Source organism: Streptomyces rhizoryzae (genome assembly GCF_023155275.1).
Classification (GTDB): domain Bacteria; phylum Actinomycetota; class Actinomycetes; order Streptomycetales; family Streptomycetaceae; genus Streptomyces; species Streptomyces rhizoryzae.
In genome coordinates this window covers 216,267-229,836 of record NZ_JALMUV010000003.1, presented here as the reverse complement: position 1 = coordinate 229,836, position 13,570 = coordinate 216,267, and the positions used below count along the sequence as shown (strand labels likewise).

Genomic DNA, 13,570 nt, shown 5'->3' with positions numbered 1-13,570 from the left:
GGGGCGGGGAGAGTGCGACCGGGGCCTCCCCGGCCCGTCGCGGAGCGGTCCGCCCGCCCGTCCCTGTGTGAGCGGGACGGGCCGCGCCGGCGCCGGCCGGCGTTATGATGCGCCCATGCAGATGTCGTCGTGTCCGAGCTGGTGGCGCTCCTCGTAGGAGCGGCCACCTCTCGCGCATGACCGGGCCGTTCGGACGGACGGCCCTTTCGCATTCCCTGGACCGGGGCTCGTGTCGTCCGTACGGCGCGACCGACCCACCAGGAGACCTCATGGACACCTTCACCGCTCGGACCCCGGCCCCCGGCGCCACCGCCTCCACCCCCTCCCCCGACCCCCTCGGGGTGTCCGCGGCGAGGGACCGCAACGCGGTACTGGAAGAGCTGATCCACCAGGACCCGCGGCGGTTCCGGGTCCTGACCGGCGACCGTCCCACCGGCCGCCTGCACCTGGGCCACTACTTCGGCACCCTGCACAACCGCGTACGCCTCCAGGACCTCGGCGTGGAGATGTTCGTACTCATCGCGGACTACCAGGTCCTGACCGACCGCGAGGTGGCGGACGACCTGACCGGCCACGTCGAGGAGTTGGTCCTGGACTACCTGGCGATCGGCGTGGACCCGGCCCGCAGCACGATCTTCGCGCACAGCGCGGTCCCCGCCCTCAACCAGCTGATGCTGCCGTTCCTCAGCCTGGTCTCCGTGGCCGAGCTGCGCCGCAACCCCACGGTCAAGGACGAGAACGTGCACTCCCGCCAGTCCGCCGTCAGCGGCCTGATGTTCACGTACCCGGTGCACCAGGCCGCCGACATCCTCTTCTGCAAGGCCGACCTCGTCCCGGTCGGCCAGGACCAGCTGCCCCACCTGGAGGTCACCCGCACCATCGCCCGCCGCTTCAACGACCGCTACGGCGGCGGCAGCGCCGTCTTCCCGCAGCCCGACGCGCTGCTGTCGCGCGCACCGCTCCTGCTCGGTACGGACGGCACCAAGATGAGCAAGAGCCGGGGCAACGCCATCGCCCTGGCGGCCGGCGCGGACGAGACCGCCCGTCTGATCAAGGGAGCCAGGACCGACTCCGAGCGGCACATCTTCTACGACCCGGCCAACCGCCCCGAGGTGTCCTCCCTCCTGCTGCTGGCGGCCCTCTGCCAGCAGCGCACGCCCCAGCAGGTGGCCGCCGACATCGGCTCCGGCGGCGCCGCCGCGCTGAAGCGGACGGTGACCGAGGCGGTCAACGAGTACCTGGCCCCGGTCAGGGCCCGCCGCAGCGCGTACGCCCGGGACCGCGGTCACCTCCGGCAGATCCTGCGCGAGGGGAGCGAACGGGCCGGCGCCGTGGCCGAGGCCACCCTCGCCGAGGTACGGGCCGCCATGCACAGCCGCTACTGACACGGGCCTCGTGCCGGAAGGGAGCCCGGAGGGTCACGTCCCTCGACCGACACCGCGGTTGAGGGGGTTACGGGCGCAGGACGCCCCACCAGATCCCCCACGGGACGAACGCCGCGGAGGCGAGGGCCAGGGGCGCCAGTCGGAGCCAGGTGGCCCTGCCCCAGGTCCCGCGCCGCCGCCAGGCGGTGGCCGCGGTGACACCGGCGGCGGCGAGCAGGCCGAGCGCCAGTGCCTGCACCGCCAGCCACACCACCGGGCGCGACCCCACGAGGGGGGCCGCGGCGCCGTCCCCGGCGATGAAGACCGCCAGCGGGTACAGGACCGTGCCCAGCACGGTGAGCAGGCCCAGGCAGGCCGTCCAGCGGGCGGGGCGCACCGCCGGGCCCCGGCGCAGGACGGCGGTCAGGGGGTAGGCGGCGAAGCCGAGGAGGAGCAGGGCGGGGACGAGCCACACCGCCCAGGCGTGGTTGCGGGGAACGGGGGTGCTGAGGGCGGACTGGGCGGGAGCGGGGGCCGTGCTGGACGCGGGGGCGTGGCCGGCGGAGACGGCCCGGACCCAGGAGGTCACGGTCCGGGCGTAGCCGGGGGCCAGTTCGCCCAGCGGGTGGCCGTGGTAGAGGGGGCCGCCGATGCGGTCGAAGCCGTCCGAGGTCCGGTGGCCGTTGTGCGCCGCCCCGGGCAGGAAGCGGATGACGGCGTGCCGGTTGCCGGCCCGGGCCAGCGCGTCGTGGAAGATTTCCGCGCTCTCCCGGGGCGGCACCTGCATGTCGTACGCGCCCCACAGCGCGAGGACCGGGGTGCGGTGCAGCCGGTGGAGGACCGGCAGCGGGTCGTGGTCCGCCGCCGGGAACAGGCCGGCGGCGTCCAGGAGTTGGGCCGCCGGGCCGGCGACCGCACCGTTGAGGGAGCCGGCCACTCCGCGGTGCCGCAGCTGGGTGGTGAGGTTCCACGCCTGGGTACGCAGCGGGGGGTGGCCGGACGCGGCGACGGTGACCAGGAAGGCGACCTCGGAGGAGCGGGACGCGGCCAGCGGTGCCACCCAGCCGCCCTCGCTGAATCCCCACAGGCCGACGTGGTGCGGATCGACGCCCTGCCGCTCGCGCAGCAGGCGCACCGCGGCCAGCGCGTCGTCGGCCAGCAGGCCGAAGTCGCGGTGCGTACGGGAGTAGCCGACGGTCCGCTTGTCGTAGACGAGCGTGGCGATCCCGGCGCGGGCGAACGCCTCGGCCTCCTGCTGGTACTCCTGCCGGGGGCCCGCGCCCGAGCCGCCGACGAGCACGAGGCCCGGCTGGGGTGCCCGGGCGCCCGGCGCGGAGTAGACCGTGCCGTGCAGCAGCAGGCCGCCGGCGCCGCGGAAGGAGACGTCCGCCCGGACCGGGCCGCCGTCCTTCGCGTCCGCACGTGCTCCGGGGGCGCAGCACAGGACGAGGAGGGCCGCCCAGGCGACGGCCAGGGCGCGGAGGGCGGCCCGGCGCACGCGGGGCAGGGATATGAGGGGGACGGGCGGGGTGAGGGCGAGCGGCACGGCGTGCGGCTCCTTTCGCTGGCGGACCGGACCGGCCCGGTCAGTCGGTCTCGGGCAGGCCCAGCAGGCGGACGAACACGCGGCGCGCACCGGGTGCGGCCTCGTCCTCCGGCAGGGTGAAGCGGTAGACGAGCGCGAGGTACTCCTCGAAGAACTCCTGGAGCTGCGCGGGGTTGAGCCGCAGCGTGGCCCGGGAGAAGAGCGCCGCGTCGGCCCAGGGGCCGAGCGCGTCGCGGGCTTCCTCGAAGCGGCGTGCCTGGTCGATGAGTTCGGCGAAGTTCAGCCGGTGCAGCTCCGTCAGGGCTTCCCGCATCTCGGGCGTCTGGCGGCTGTACGGCGGGTACCGCCGGTCGGCGGGCACCGGCCGCCACCACCGCTCCCGCCCCTTGGCCAGCTCGGGGACCTCTTCCACGAAGCCGTGCTTGGCCAGTTGCCGCAGGTGGTAGCTGACGAGACCGGTGCTCTCCCCCAGCTGCCGGGCGAGCGCGGCCGAGTTGGCGGGGCCCTCGCGCAGGCACTTCTCGATCCGCTGCCGCATCGGGTGCGCGAGGACGCGCAGCGCTTCGACGTCGGTGATCTCCTGCACGGGCGGTCGTTCGGCCATGGCGGCAGACTAGAGGTTGCAAAGAGCCCTTGCAAGGGCTCTTTGCAACTCGCTTTCCCTCAGGACTCCCCGGCGAGTTCGACCAGATGCCGGGCCGTGCCGTCCGGATCGACGATCTGGTGCAGGTGGGCGCCGGGCAGGTGCCCGACGCGCCAGCCGCGGTCGCGCGCCTCGGCGGCGGCCTCCTCGTACGGCGGGCCGAACAGCAGGTAGGAGCAGGGGTGGTCCTCCCAGGCGTCGGGGACGGGGATGCGCTGCTCGTAGTAGGACAACGGCAGCCTGGGCTGCTCGGCGACGACCCGCTGCCGCAGCGCGGGGTCGGAGAACATGGGCGCCACGTCCGCCTCGTCCCACCAGTCGGTCCAGCGGGGCAGTCGGCCGTGCACGGCCATCGGGCGGAGGAATTCCAGGAGTTCGGGCGGTGCGACGGGGGTCGGTCCGCGCCGGGCGGGCAGGGCTGCGTCCACGAAGACCGAGGCGGCCACCGGGTGGTCGATGCCTGTGCGCAGGGTGGGCAGGAACAGGCCCGCGTTGCTGTGCACGACGAGCACGAGGGGGCTGTCCGCCGGTACCGGCGCGAGGTCGTCGCGGACCGCGCTCACGACCCGGGGCCAGAAGGGCGGCGCACCCCGGCCCACGTGCAGCAGGGACGGCACCCGCACCCGGTACCCGGCGGCGCCGAGGCGTTCGGCGACCGGCTGCCAGGTCAGCGGGCCCACCGAGGGGCTGTGGACGAGGACGAATGTGGGTTTCATACCGGCATCCTGAGGGCGCGGCACGGGCGCCGCGGCGGGGTTGGCTGACGGCGAACGCGGGGGCGGCAGGCCCGGGCACCGCCGCGCGCCCACCGGTGGCTGATCGCGCGGGGGCCCGGCGGTGCGCGCGCCCTGCTCCGGGACCACCCCCTACGATCACTGTTCGTCAGTTCTCGGCGGTTTTCGACGGTTTTCGTGCGTGTCCGTCGCTGGTGGGCCGGATGCGGGATCGGGGATGCTGATGGGCTCGTCCGCCACGCCGTGGCCCCGGTACGTCTCGTTCCTGCCGGCCGCCATGCTCGCGGGCGGGACGCTGTGGAACCTGGTCTCGCCGCGTGAGTACTGGGGCGACTACCTGCTGGTCGCCGCCGTCACGGCGGCCGGGGCGCTGCTGCCGCTGTGGCACACGATCGCGATCGGGGTGGCCATCATCCTGGTCGAGACGGGGCTGCTGTACGCGGGCGGTTACCTCGGCAATGTCTCCGCCACGGCCATCGAACTGGCCAACCTGGCGTTCACCACGCTCATCGCCATCGGCGTGAACCGGGTGGTGGCCCGCCACGGACGCCGTCTGGAGCGGGTGCGGTCCGTCGCCGAGGCGGCCCAGCGGGCGGTGGTGCCGCAGCCGCCGGCGCGGGTCGGCCCGCTGGCCGTCGCCGCGGTCTACAAGGCCGCGCAGATCGAGGCGTTGATCGGTGGCGACGCCTACGCGGTCCAGGACACGCCGTACGGGACGCGGCTGCTGATCGCGGACGTGCGGGGCAAGGGGATGGGCGCGGTCGGGGTGGTGGCGGTGCTGCTCGGCACATTCCGGGTGGAGGCGGACCAGGCTCCCGACCTCGCCGCGCTGGCCGGGAAGCTGGAGCGGGCGCTGCTCAAGGAGGCCGCGCTGCGCGAGGAGGAGGCCCGGATGGAGGGCTTCGTCACGGCGCTGCTCGGCGAGATCCCGCCGGACGGCGAGCGGGTGCGGCTGATGAACTGCGGGCACCCCTCCCCCTACCTCCTCCACGGCACCGCGGTGTCGGTACTGGATCCGGACGAGCCCGGGCTCCCGCTCGGTATGAGCGGCCTCGGCGCACCGCAGGCGGAGCCCGAGAGCCGGGCCCTGCCGCCGGGCAGCACGCTCCTGCTGGTGACCGATGGCGTGACCGAGGCCCGGGACCGCACCGGGGCCTTCTACGAACCGGCCGGCCGGCTCGCCGGCCGGGGCCCCTTCCGGGGGCCGGACCAGGTCATCGACGCCCTCGTGCGCGATGTCGAACGCTGGACCGGCGGGCCGCGGGACGACGACATGGCGGTCCTGGCCCTGACCCGGACCGGCCCCGGCCGGTGACCGGGCCGGCGGGCGACCCGGCACCCGTCCGGCAATCCGCCGCCCGGCAACCCGTCGGGGGGAACTTAACCGATTTCCAGCTCACCGTACCGCCGGGCGCTGCACGATATGGGCCGGCGAAAACGCTTGTCGGAAAGGGTTCGAGGAGCATGGCAGAACACGGCACCACGCCGGAGGACATCGCGGTGGGCGGTTCGGCGGGGAGCGAGGAGGAAGAGGCGGCGCCGTTCCACGCGGCCCGGGCCGCCCGGCTCACCAGCGCGGTGGCCGCCGCCCACCTCTCCCCCGCCCCCCGCACGGCCGCGGCGGCCGCGCGCACCAACCCCTGGCTCCGGTAGGCGGATCCGCGGCACCGGGGCGCGCGGCCGGGTTCGGGCGGCCTCGACGGCCCCCCGTGCCGCGAGGGTGCTACGGGTGCCGGCGAGGGTGGCCCGGTGATGCGGCGTCCGGTGCGCGCCGCGACCTCGCTCACCGGCCTGGACGCGGTGCTGCGCGTGCTGGTGGACGGCGGCTGGGAGATGCAGCGCGCCACCCGGGCGGTGCTGCTGGTGGAGTCCTACGCGCTGGGCGCGGCGCTGACCGCGGTCGGCGGCGGGCTCGCGGACGACGCCGGGCAGTTGAAGGACCGGCCGGTGCTCGCGGCGGCGCTGCGCGGCCCGCACGCCGGCTTCCGGTTCACCGAGGACGACTTCGGCCACGGGCTGGACACCCGCTCGGTCCTGGTCGAGGTCGGCCGGCGCGCGCTGGTCGGCGGCCAGCAGGACATGATCACCGACGTCGCGCTCGACCTGGCCGCCGCGGCGGCCCCGGCACCCGGCGCCCGACCGGCACCGCACCCCGCCCCGACCCGCAACGCGACAGTGCGGCCGTCGGGACCGGGCCGCGCCGCCGGCTCCGCCAGGCCGGTGAAAAGCGGGTGCGCACATCCCGTGCCGGTGCCAAGCTGCCCGGATGCATCGTGAGAAGACATCCGAGATCGCGCACGCCGGGCACCCCATCAAGTCCCCGCTGGACGACGCGTCCGTCCGCCGCCTGCTGGACCGTGGTCTCCCCCGCGGCGACGAGCGCGTCCTCGACCTCGGCTGCGGTACGGCGGAGTGGCTGCTGCGCGCCCTGGCCACCCGGCCGCACGTGCACGCCGAGGGCGTGGACGTCTCCGCGGCCGCCCTGGCCCAGGCCCGTCATGCGGCGGCCGGCCTCGGCGTCGCGGACCGCCTCGTCCTGCACCGGCTGCCGGCCGCGGACTTCGTCTCCGCCGAACCGTTCGACGTGGTCCTCAGTTTCGGGGCCGCGCACGCCTTCGGCGGTCTGCTCCCCACCCTCGCCGCCGCCCGCCGGCACCTGGCCCCCGGCGGGCGCGTCCTGATCGGTGACGGCTTCTGGGAACGCCCGCCGTCCCCGGAAGCCATCGAGATGCTCGGCGACTTCACCGACCTCGCGACCACCCTCGACCGCGTCGTCGCCGATGGTTGGACCCCCGTCGACGGCCATGTGAGCACCCGCCGTGAACTGGACGCCTATGAATGGGCCTGCTGGGGTTCGCTGGCCTCCTGGGCCCTGGACAATCCCGCCGACCCGGACAGCCGGGAGGCGCTGGAGACGGCCACCACCCGCCGTACCGAATGGCTCCGCGTCTACCGCGACACCTGGGGGTTCGTCTCGTTGGTACTGCGCCCGACCCCCGACCGCTTCCGCACGGCAAAGCCCTGAAAGGAATCCACGGGACGGACCTGGCGGGAATTCCCCATAATATCGTCCCATTTATTAACTCACACGAGCTAAGTACCGTGTGTCAGGTTGTCGCGCGGGCATCCCGATTTCGCACAGACTCATGGAGTCGGCGAAAGAGGGGGGAGGAACTGTGCGCGAGGAGAGCGAGATCGAGCAGGCCGAGGTCTACGAACCGCCGGTGCTGGAGGAGGCCGGCGGGTTCACCGAGAAGACCGAGGGGTTCCGCGGCCACCGCTGGGACGGCTGGTCCGGCTTCCACAGGTGGGGGTGATCCCCCGGTGCGGCGAGCGCTGGTTCGTGGTCCTGCCGGACTGCGACGCGGCGCTCGCCGCACTCCGCCGGTTGCGCGGCGCGGCCTGCCACGTCGTCCCGCACGAGTCCGGCCGCCCCTGGCTGATCGGCTGCTGGGACGCGGACCGGGCACGGATCGCCCAGGCCGGACCGGTCCGCCTGGCCCTGCTCGGCACCTGCCGGGCGAGCCGTGCGGAACTGCGCCTGCGGGCCGACAGGGTGCGCACGGCGGCGGGGGCGGAGGACCTCGCGCGGGGTGTGGCGGGGTGCTTCCACCTGCTGGCGTCCGTCCGGGGGGCGGTCTACGCGCGCGGCGCCGCTTCGGGGGCCCGGCGGCTCTACCGCGCCGCGGTGGGCGGGGCGGACGTCGTCGCCGACCGCGCCCGGACCCTGGCCTGGCTGACCGGCGGCGACGTCGACCCGGCACAGGTGGCCGCCCGCATCACCTGCCGGGAATCGACCCCCTTTCCCCTGGACGGGGCGGCGGTGTTCCGGCGGGTGCGTGCGGTACCGCCGCAGCATGCCGTCCGGCTCGACCGCTCCGGCCGTGCGGAGGAACGCCCGTGGTGGCAGGCGCCGCCGCAGGAGCTGCCGTTGGCCGAGGGAGCGGCCGGGTTGCGGCAGGCCCTCCGGGAGGCGGTCGCCGTGCGGGCGCGTCCCGGGCAGGTGTGGGGCGCGGATCTGTCCGGTGGGATGGATTCGACCTCCCTGTGCTTCCTCGCCGCCGAGACCGGCGCCCACCTGGTCACCGCGACGCTGGAGTCGAGCGATCCGGCCGATGAGGACGCCGGTTACGCCCGGTCGGCCGCGGCCCTGCTGCCCCGGGGCACCACACGGCTGCCCTTCCGCATCGCGGACCTGGACCCCTGTCTGACGGGGCTGGCCGACGGCGGCGAGCCGGACGACGAGCCCACGCCGAAGCGGCGGGACTTCGCCCAGCAGCGGCGGATCCGTGCGGTGCTGGCCGAGCACGGGGCGGGGCGGCGGCTGTGCGGGCAGGGCGGGGACCATGCCGTCCTGCCGCCGGAGTGCCATCTGCACGACCTGGTACGCCACCGGCCCGCGACCGCCCTCCGCCGGGTCGCCGCGTTCGCCGCCCTGGAGCGCTGGCCCCGCGGCGCCACGGCCCGCTGCCTGGCCGACCGCCGGGGGCACGGTGCCTGGCTCGCGGGCCGGGCGGCGCTCCTGGCCCGGGGACGGGTGGCGGCCGGCGCGCCCGACCTGGGCTGGGGCCCGGCGATGACGCCCACTCCGTGGGCCACCGAGCAGGCCCGGCAGGCGACGGCGGAGCTCCTGCGCGCGGCGGCCGCGGACGTGCCGCCGCTGGCGGACACCCGCGGGACGCACCGGTGGATCTACCAGATGCAGCAGGCCGGGCGGGTCGCCGTCACCTACGAGCAGTGCGGGATGGGGCTGGAGATGCCGTTCTGCGACGACGCCGTCTTCGAGGCGTGCCTGCGCGTGCGGCCGCAGGAGGCGCTGAGCCCGTGGAGCTACAAACCGCTGCTGGCCGCGGCGATGCGCGGCATCGTGCCGGACCCGCTGCTGGACCGGACGACGAAGGGCGACGCGAGCGCCGAGTGGCATGCCGGGATGAAGGCGCAGCAGCCGGTGCTGGCCGCCTGGGCCGACTCCTCGCGCCTGGCCGCCGCCGGACTGGCCGACCGCGGTGCGCTGCGCCGTGCCTGGCTGAGTCCGGGGACGGTGCCGGCCGCCTGCGGTCCCGCCGTGGAGGCGCTCCTGGCCGCCGAAGCCTGGCTGCGCGACGTCGAGGCCCATCCCCTGCCGGACCACCTCAAGGAGCACCCCCGCGACTGTGGCCCTGTGCCGTGACGTGACCGCCTGCGACACCGCGGACGGTATGGTCCTGCTCGACGGCCGCCGCGGCCGCTACTGGCAGCTGAACGCGCGTGACCGCCGTCAGCACCGTGTGCGCGGGCCGGTACTGCCTCCAACGGTCCCTGGCCACGGCCCTGTTGTGCCGGTTGCGGGGTGTCTGGCCGACCTGGTGCACCGGCGTGCGGACGCCGCCGTTCAGTGCGCATGCCTGGGTCGAGGCCGAGGGCCGGCAGGTCGGCGGGCCGCCCGGCACCGCCTCCTACCGCCCCGTCCTCACCGTTCCGCGCACTCCCGCCCCGTGACGCGCGGCGCGGCGGTCATCCGCCGAGGGCCTCGGTCATGGCGTCGAGGTCGGTGAGCAGCGCGGTCAGGCGCCGTTCCGGGACGGCCTCGACCATGCGCTTCTCGAGGGCGTAGACCGCGGTGCGCGCGGCGTGCAGGCGCTCCTGGCCGGCGGGCGTGAGGTGCACCGGCAGCACGCGGCCGTGGTCGGCGGACGCCGGGCGGGTGATCAGGCCGGCCTCCTTGAGGCCGCGCAGCACGACGTTGGCGGACTGGCGGGTGACGAAGGTGCCGCGGGCCAGGTCGGCGTTGGACAGGCCGGGCTGCGCGTCGAGGAGTTCCAGGCAGGAGTACTGCGGGACGGTCAGGCCGTGCTCGCGCAGCGCCTTGTCCATGGCGCCGCGCAGGGCCGCGGAGGCGCGCTTGAGGCGGTATCCGACGTGCTCGGTGACGTCGTGGGCGGGGTGCGGCGGGGGTACGGGGATCCGGTCTTCCATGTCAGCATTTTGACATAGGGCGGGGATCGCTCCTACCGTCCTCCATGTCAAAACTCTGACATCACATCCAGGAGGACCACCATGCCCGCAACCGTCGCCGGCCCCGATTTCCTCGCGCTCCAGGTCAAGGACGTGCCGGCCGCCGCGGCCTTCTTCGAGGAGCACCTCGGCCTGCGCCGCGCCCCCGCCTCCCCGCCCGGCGCCGTGGTGTTCGCCACCGGCCCGATCCCGTTCGCGGTGCGCGAGCCGCTGCCCGGCACCGACCTGGACGGCGACGCCACCCCGGGCCTGGGCGTGGCGCTGTGGCTGCGCACCGACGACGCCGCCCAGCTCCACCAGCAGCTCACCGAGGCGGGGGTGCCGGTCCTCAGCCCGCTCCGGGAGAGCCCCTTCGGGCCGACGTTCAGCTTCCTCGGCCCCGAGGGCTACCGGCTCACCGTCCACGGAGGCTGACCGCGGCCGGTCCGATCCGGCCGGCGGGCGGCCGGATCGGGTCCGGGAGAGGAACCTCCGCGGGCTGCCGGCCCCCGCCTCCGATCGGGCCCCGCCACCACCGGGATCCGACATACTCGAAGCGCACGGTCGGCGCGCCGGGTCGGTCGCCCGGCGCCGCGCACAGGGGAGGGACGGCCAGGATGGATCTGTCGGCCATCGGGACGCGGCTGGGGTCGGCCGCGCTCACACCGCTGGTGCGCAAGCTGCTCGTCGCCGAAGGCCCCGGCGCGGGGCTCGTCGAGCGTCCGGTGCGGATAGCGGGGTGGCTGTCCTTCCGCGGCGAGAAGAAGAGCCTCGACGAGCGGGCGCTGCACAAGCTGGCGGCCGAGCTGGTGCGGCGCGTGGTCGAGCCGCTGCCGGAGACCGACCGGCTCCCCGCGCACGAGGAGGCCGCCACCGCGCACGCCCTGGCCCTGACCCTGCACGCACTGGGCGATCTCGACATGGACGACGTCCAGGCGGTCGAACTGGGCGAGGAACACCTCGCGCAGCGCCTGAAGCAGGCGGTGCCGCCCGGCACGTTCCTGTTCCTGTCGGAGAGCGCCGCGGTCCTGCACGACGCCGTGCTGCACGCGGCGTGCCGGCACATCCTCCACTTCTTCACCCAGCGCTCCACGTTCGTGGCCCGCACGCTGGTGGAGCAGACCCGGCGGCAGGGGCGCCTCCAGTCCGACATGTCGACGCTGCTGCACCGCGTACCCAGCCTCGACGCCCAGGACGCCGCGTTCGAGAAGGAGTACGCGAAGCACCTCGTCCGGCGGCACAGCGAGTTGACGATCTACGGACTGGACCTGCACCACGCCCGCGAGTGGCAGCTCAACACCGCGTACATCTCCCTGGAGGCCGAGACCAGGCAGGGTCCGGCGGTGCCCGTCCCCACCGAGCGCATCCTGGTCGGGCGGGACCGGGTGCTGCTGCGCGGTCTGGCGGGGTCCGGCAAGACCACGCTGCTCCAGTGGCTGGCGGTGGCCACCGCCCGCGAGGAGTTGCCGGACGAACTGGGCGCGCTGCGCGGCCGGGTGCCGTTCGTCCTGCCCCTGCGGACCATCGCCCGCCAGGCACTCCCCCGCCCGGCGGAGTTCCTGTCCTCGGTCGCCTTCCCGCTCACCGGGCCCGACGGCTGGGCGGAACGGGTCCTCACGGCCGGCCGCGGGCTGGTGCTGGTCGACGGGGTGGACGAAGTCCCGCACGACATGCGGGAGTCGGCGCGGCAGTGGCTGCACCGGCTCCTCGCCGCCTTCCCGAAGAACCTCTGGCTGGTCACGACGCGGCCCTCCGCGGTACAGGACGACTGGCTCCGGTCCGACACCTTCGCCGAGCTGTCCCTGATGCCCATGTCGGAGCGGGACATCGCCGCGTTCGTCCGCCGGTGGCACACCGCGGCGCAGGCCGGGAGCGAGTCCGCGGAGGCCCTCCTGACGGTCATCCGCACCAAGCCGGACCTCGGGCACCTCGCCGTCAACCCGCTGATGTGCGGCCTGTTGTGCGCCCTGCACCGCGAACGCCGCGGCTTCCTGCCCGAGGACCGCAAGGAGCTGTACGACGCCGCCCTGGCCATGCTGCTGGAACGCCGCGACATCGAACGCGGTATGCACCAGCGGGGCGACCTGCGGATCGGCCGGGAACCGCAGATCGCGCTGCTACAGCGCATCGCCCACTGGATGGTCCGCAACGACCGGTCGGAGATGGACCGGGAGGACGCACTCGCCGTGCTCGCCCAGCACCTGCCGTCGATGACCCACATCGACGCGGACGCGGAGACCGTACTGCGCTATCTGCTGGACCGCGGCGGGGTGCTGCGGCAGCCCACGGCCGACACGGTCGACTTCGTCCACCGCACCTTCCAGGACTACCTGGCGGCCAAGGCCATCGTCGAGGCCCGCGACTTCCCCTGGCTCCAGGACAACGCCGACAACTCCCAGTGGGAGGACGTCATCCGCATGGCCGTGGCGCACGGCCGGCCCGACGAACGGGCCCGCATCCTGCGCGGGCTGGTCCCCGTGCTCGGCGACGAGCTGCCCGACGAGGAGACGGCTCCCGGCCGGCCCCAGCTCACCTTCCACCGCGCCCGGGTGACGCCCCCCGCGGACCCGAAGGGCCGGCGCAGACTCCCCCTGCGCCGCGTCCTCCTGGCGCGTTCGTGCCTGGACCACGCCCCCGAGGTGGACTCCGCCCTCCAGCGGTCCATCCTGGCGCTCGCCCACGACCTGCTGCCGCCCGGCAATCCCGCCGCCGCCCGCCGCCTGGCCGAGTACGGCGGCCCGAACGTGGTGTCGGTGCTGCCGGGTCCGGAGGGGCTCGACGAGGCGCAGGCGGAGGCGTGCGTGATCACCGCGACCCGGCTGGCCTCCCACGCCGCCATCGCCTACCTGGCGTCCTTCCGGACGCACCCTTCACTGGCCGTGCGCCGTCAACTCGCCTGGTCCTGGCACCGGTTCGACTCCGCCGCCTACGCCGAGGAGGTCATCTCCCACCTCCCGGAGGACGGCGGGCTCTACTTCACCGCCGCGAGCCTGGACCACCTCACCGCACTGGCCGCGATGGGCGGCCGGGCCCGCATCCAGATCCTCGGCTCCCACCACCCGACCGACCTCGCCACGCACATCCCACCGCAACGACTCACCCACCTGTGGCTGCGCGAGGGCTACACCTCGGTCTTCCGCGGGATGAACTGGCTCGCCCGCTTCCCCCACCTCCGCACCCTCGTCCTGCCCAAACCACCGCACCCGCTCGACCTCCGCACCATCCCGGAGACCGTCCGCATCACCCTCGCGGAGGACGACGCGTCCGAGCCGACGGCGCGGTAGCGGCGCGGGCCGGGGACGCGGAGCAC

Annotated in this window: 13 protein-coding genes and 1 pseudogene; 10 read left to right on the top strand and 4 right to left on the bottom strand. The window is 74.8% G+C overall.

Translation table 11 applies throughout. The annotated features are described in order from the left end of the window. Positions 1 to 269: 269 nt before the first annotated feature. Positions 270 to 1,385: a tryptophan--tRNA ligase gene (gene trpS, locus MUU72_RS04465; RefSeq protein ID WP_248011773.1), complete on the top strand. Its 1,116-nt coding sequence runs from the start codon at positions 270 to 272 to the stop codon at positions 1,383 to 1,385. A 67-nt stretch (positions 1,386 to 1,452) separates the two neighbouring features. Here the strand turns inward: trpS and MUU72_RS35175 are convergent, their stop codons facing one another. From MUU72_RS35175 to MUU72_RS04450, 3 genes are read right to left on the bottom strand one after another with little or no spacing between them, the layout of a single operon-like run. Beyond that, positions 1,453 to 2,910: an alpha/beta hydrolase family protein gene (locus MUU72_RS35175; protein ID WP_308403774.1), complete on the bottom strand. Its 1,458-nt coding sequence runs from the start codon at positions 2,908 to 2,910 to the stop codon at positions 1,453 to 1,455. Positions 2,911 to 2,950: 40 nt separating this feature from the next. Continuing rightward, a complete protein-coding gene (locus MUU72_RS04455) occupies positions 2,951 to 3,514 on the bottom strand; it encodes an ArsR/SmtB family transcription factor (protein ID WP_248011772.1) in 564 nt (187 codons plus the stop codon). A gap of 59 nt (positions 3,515 to 3,573) precedes the next feature. Beyond that, positions 3,574 to 4,269 (bottom strand): alpha/beta fold hydrolase, encoded by a 696-nt coding sequence (locus tag MUU72_RS04450; protein ID WP_248011771.1) that lies wholly within the window; start codon positions 4,267 to 4,269, stop codon positions 3,574 to 3,576. A 235-nt stretch (positions 4,270 to 4,504) separates the two neighbouring features. Here MUU72_RS04450 and MUU72_RS04445 point away from each other — a divergent pair, with 235 nt between their 5' ends. The 7 genes and pseudogenes from MUU72_RS04445 (at position 4,505) to MUU72_RS04410 (ending at position 9,765) form a co-directional block, all read left to right on the top strand. Next, on the top strand, positions 4,505 to 5,602 hold the full coding sequence (locus MUU72_RS04445; RefSeq protein ID WP_248011770.1) for a PP2C family protein-serine/threonine phosphatase: 1,098 nt from the start codon (positions 4,505 to 4,507) through the stop codon (positions 5,600 to 5,602). Positions 5,603 to 5,751: 149 nt separating this feature from the next. Beyond that, positions 5,752 to 5,940 (top strand): hypothetical protein, encoded by a 189-nt coding sequence (locus tag MUU72_RS04440; RefSeq protein ID WP_248011769.1) that lies wholly within the window; start codon positions 5,752 to 5,754, stop codon positions 5,938 to 5,940. A gap of 357 nt (positions 5,941 to 6,297) precedes the next feature. Further along, a pseudogene (locus tag MUU72_RS04430) lies at positions 6,298 to 6,405 on the top strand (4-hydroxy-2-oxovalerate aldolase family protein); the annotation flags it as partial. Positions 6,406 to 6,553: 148 nt separating this feature from the next. Then, entirely contained in the window at positions 6,554 to 7,312 is a 759-nt protein-coding gene (locus MUU72_RS04425) for an SAM-dependent methyltransferase (protein ID WP_248011768.1), read from the top strand. Between the two features lie 151 nt (positions 7,313 to 7,463). Then, positions 7,464 to 7,604: a lasso RiPP family leader peptide-containing protein gene (locus tag MUU72_RS04420; protein WP_248011767.1), complete on the top strand. Its 141-nt coding sequence runs from the start codon at positions 7,464 to 7,466 to the stop codon at positions 7,602 to 7,604. Then, positions 7,595 to 9,457, top strand: coding sequence for an asparagine synthase-related protein (locus MUU72_RS04415; RefSeq protein ID WP_248011766.1), 1,863 nt, complete (start codon positions 7,595 to 7,597; stop codon positions 9,455 to 9,457). Before MUU72_RS04420 ends, MUU72_RS04415 begins: the two co-directional genes overlap by 10 nt. 77 nt (positions 9,458 to 9,534) lie before the next feature. Continuing rightward, positions 9,535 to 9,765 (top strand): lasso peptide biosynthesis B2 protein, encoded by a 231-nt coding sequence (locus MUU72_RS04410; RefSeq protein WP_372502979.1) that lies wholly within the window; start codon positions 9,535 to 9,537, stop codon positions 9,763 to 9,765. Between the two features lie 15 nt (positions 9,766 to 9,780). On the opposite strand, the gene MUU72_RS04405 is transcribed toward MUU72_RS04410, so the two are convergent. Next, positions 9,781 to 10,242 carry a MarR family winged helix-turn-helix transcriptional regulator gene (locus MUU72_RS04405; protein WP_248011765.1) on the bottom strand — a complete coding sequence of 154 codons (462 nt, stop codon included), beginning with the start codon at positions 10,240 to 10,242 and terminating at the stop codon, positions 9,781 to 9,783. A gap of 81 nt (positions 10,243 to 10,323) precedes the next feature. Here MUU72_RS04405 and MUU72_RS04400 point away from each other — a divergent pair, with 81 nt between their 5' ends. Then, positions 10,324 to 10,695 (top strand): VOC family protein, encoded by a 372-nt coding sequence (locus MUU72_RS04400; RefSeq protein ID WP_248011764.1) that lies wholly within the window; start codon positions 10,324 to 10,326, stop codon positions 10,693 to 10,695. A gap of 182 nt (positions 10,696 to 10,877) precedes the next feature. Then, positions 10,878 to 13,544, top strand: a complete 2,667-nt coding sequence (locus tag MUU72_RS04395) for an NACHT domain-containing protein (RefSeq protein WP_248011763.1) — start codon at positions 10,878 to 10,880, stop codon at positions 13,542 to 13,544. Positions 13,545 to 13,570 lie beyond the last annotated feature (26 nt).